We start from the raw sequence: 3077 nt of genomic DNA, 5'->3' as shown, positions 1-3077 counted from the left end.
CTCTCAATCAATCCGCACCCGCACGCACCGCACCCACCTCCATAAATCCCGCCGGCGTAAACTCACGGTCACTAAAACTCACCCCATGCTTCACACTCGCGCCATTCACCTCAGTCACGCTTCCCTGCCCTGCCCCGCTCACCGTGAGGTTCGCCGGCACGGCCTGCTTCTTGTCATTGCTCGCCACCCGCGTCGTCTCAATCCTCCGCACCAGCTTTCCTGACGCACTGTACTTCTCCACACGCAGCGGCACATCACGTCGGCGGTCCACCCACGTCCTCACGCTGCCATAATTTGAACGCTCCCCTTTTCCAGGCTTCGACTCCAGCACATCGCAGCTCACACGATTCACCATCTCCGCACCCACAATCGCCTGCTGCTTCCAGAGAAAGAAATTCTCCACCACATCGGCATAACTCAGATCACTGCCCAGCAGCGCATCCTTCATCTGGCTGCCGTCAAGAGTCCGCACCGTGTTCGGCGGCACAAACACCGTCCCCGTCGCGCCCCCGTCGCCCATCTTGCGCAGCAGCACCGCCTCGCCAGCTCTCTCCTTCGGCCACAGCACCTGATACACCACTTCCGTGCCCGCACTGCTGCGGCGTTGCTTGATCTGCAGTTGCAGCGTGGACTTGCTGCCTCCCTGCACCTCCATTTTCACCCGCACCACAGAGGCACCATCCTGCTGCATCGCCCCCAGTTTGGCAGCGAGCCCACTCGCGGCATCATCCGCATGAGCGGACACCGCCAGCAGCACCGGACAGATCAATCGAAGAAGAGTTCTCATAAATAGGTATTCGGTTAAAATTTCAGCCCTGCATCGCAAGGCTCGGTGTCAGTCGTGAACTCCGCCATGCAGGATACAGCCCGCTGATGACGCCCACCACCACGGCCAGGCCGACAGCCACCGCCATCAGTCCCGCGTTAAAATCCGGCTCCAGCATGCCGTGGATCGCCGGCAGCGTCTCCAGCACCTTCACGCCAATGGTGCCAATGATCACTCCGACGATGCCGCCCAGAAATCCCAGCAGGGCCGACTCCCACAAGATCATGCGAATCACGCGCCCCGGCTTCCAGCCGATGGCCAGCAGGATGCAGATCTCCTGCTTCCTTTCAAAGACCGTCATCAGCATCGTGTTCATCACCCCCAGCACCCCCACGATCACCGCCAGCAGCGAAGTCCCCCAGCTCATCGCGCTGATGAAACGAAACGCCTGGCTGTTGCCCAGATGCTCCCCCGCCACCATCGCTCGCGCCTCGGGCGCGGCGGCATTGATCTTGTCGCAAAGATCCTTCATCTGCTCCTCGCTCAATCCCGGCGCGGCACGGACGTCGATCACGTTGATCCGCCCCTCGTTACCCGTGATGTTTTGAAACAGCGCCAGTGACAGAATCACCGATCCGTTCTCCACCATCGCACCGCCATCCACGATCCCCGTGACGATCAGCTCCTTCGTTTCAATCTGCAGCGTGTCACCGACCTTCTTCTTCAGCGTCTCCGCCGCCGTCTGCCCCAGCACCGCCGCCAGCTCCATACCATCATGTGGCATGCGTCCGGAGATCAGCTTCAGGTTCTGCCAGGAAAATCCGCCCCACTCACGCGCAGACACCACCATCATCGAGGCATCCTCCACGCTCGTCAGATCCGCATAGATGGAGCAGGCCTCCGCCACCTGCGGCAGCTTCGCGATCCGGTCCCGCACCTCGGAACTGAACGGTTTCGGTGCCAGCGCGTTGCCCATGTTGCTCACCACGATGTCCGTGCCGCGCACCTTCATGCCCGTCGCCCAGCTCGCTTCAAAACCGCGCGAGATGCCGACCAGCGCCACCACGGCGCCGATCCCGACGGAGATGCCCACCAGCGTCAGCCCGGTGCGCACAGGGCGTCGCAGCAGGCCGCGCACAACAATGGAAAAAAAGTTCATATCAGGCTGCGGATTGGGGTGTTTGTTGATCAGCCACGATCAGGCCGTCCTTCATCTCGATGGTTCGGGTGGCCATGCGCGCGATGTTCAGATCATGCGTCACCAGCACCAGCGTCATGTTTTGCTCACGCCGCAGCCGGATGATCAGCTCCAGAATGTGCTTCGAGTTTTCACTGTCCAGATTCCCCGTGGGTTCATCCGCCAGCAGCACCGCAGGGCCATTTGCCAGACTGCGGGCGATCGCCACCCGCTGCTTTTCACCGCCGGAGAGCTTCGCGGGAAAATGACCCAGCCGATGCCCCAATCCCACAGACTTCAGCAGCTCCACCGCCCGCTCAGTTCGCGTGCCTGCAGGCCGCTCCGTTTCAAACATCGGCATCTGCACATTCTCCACCGCAGTGAAAGTCGGCAGCAGATGGAAGGCCTGGAAAATGATGCCGATCTCACGCGCACGGTACGCCGAAGGGTCCGGCATCTCCGCCATCGAGCTGCCGCGATAATGCAGGATGCCCGCGCTCGGCACATCCAGCGCGCCCAGCATCTGCAGCAGCGTCGTTTTGCCGCAGCCGCTCGGGCCGATGATCACCACAAACTCTCCCTGCGTGATGCGAAAGTTCACCCCGCGCAGCGCCTGCACGCTGCCCTCATCGTATTCTTTTTTCAGACCGCGCGCCTCGAAGACGAGCGCGGCTGATGCGGTTGCATGGGATTCTGTTAAAGGAGCTGTCATGATTTCTTGGGTAGGACCGTCGTTCATCGGATACCGGCCAGGATCTTCGTCACGGCCTGGACCGTTTCCGCTTTCGCCGTGCAGCGGTGTGAGTAAGGCACGAGAGTTTCCGAATCCGCTCCATCCAGATGCGCGCTCCAGTAGGGCACGATCCCGTCACTGCTCGCACGGCAGTCCGCCGCACGGCGTGTGGCGATGATGGAATGAAACGGCACTGCCATGGGATGCCGCGCCAGCGCTCGTAGAAAGGGATGCTTGGCGGCCAGATTTTCCACACCACCCACGCCCCACGCATGAAAGTCCCGTGATGCGGGATGAATGAATGATGCCGGCAGCGCCATGAGCGCCTTCACCTGCTCCGCTGCCGTCTTGGGCAGAAACAGCGCCGTCCGCACCAGCGTCCGCAGCACACTGTTGTCAGC

At 61.6% G+C, this 3077-nt stretch carries 3 protein-coding genes and 1 pseudogene; all 4 read right to left on the bottom strand.

The window, feature by feature from the left end:
* Window positions 1–7: 7 nt before the first annotated feature.
* Window positions 8–787, bottom strand: a complete 780-nt coding sequence (locus WAW39_RS19655; protein WP_422320865.1) for an outer membrane lipoprotein-sorting protein — start codon at window positions 785–787, stop codon at window positions 8–10.
* A gap of 22 nt (window positions 788–809) precedes the next feature.
* The gene (locus tag WAW39_RS19650; RefSeq protein WP_422320864.1) at window positions 810–1925 is read right to left on the bottom strand and encodes an ABC transporter permease; all 1116 of its coding nucleotides are present in this window, start codon (window positions 1923–1925) and stop codon (window positions 810–812) included.
* A gap of 1 nt (window position 1926) precedes the next feature.
* Window positions 1927–2655, bottom strand: a complete 729-nt coding sequence (locus WAW39_RS19645; protein ID WP_422320863.1) for an ABC transporter ATP-binding protein — start codon at window positions 2653–2655, stop codon at window positions 1927–1929.
* A 23-nt stretch (window positions 2656–2678) separates the two neighbouring features.
* Window positions 2679–3077 (bottom strand): annotated as a pseudogene (locus WAW39_RS19640) (hypothetical protein); the annotation flags it as partial.

This window comes from Prosthecobacter sp., assembly GCF_049294395.1.
GTDB lineage: Bacteria > Verrucomicrobiota > Verrucomicrobiia > Verrucomicrobiales > Verrucomicrobiaceae > Prosthecobacter.
Note: the sequence above shows the minus strand (reverse complement) of the source record. Positions and strands in the feature narration are given on the sequence as shown.

Bases quoted from the DNA above. Each gene is read 5' to 3' on its own strand.
- WAW39_RS19655 (WP_422320865.1), bottom strand. From the start codon at position 787: ATGAGAACTCTTCTTCGATTGATCTGTCCGGTGCTGCTGGCGGTGTCC.
- WAW39_RS19650 (WP_422320864.1), bottom strand. From the start codon at position 1,925: ATGAACTTTTTTTCCATTGTTGTGCGCGGCCTGCTGCGACGCCCTGTG.
- WAW39_RS19645 (WP_422320863.1), bottom strand. From the start codon at position 2,655: ATGACAGCTCCTTTAACAGAATCCCATGCAACCGCATCAGCCGCGCTC.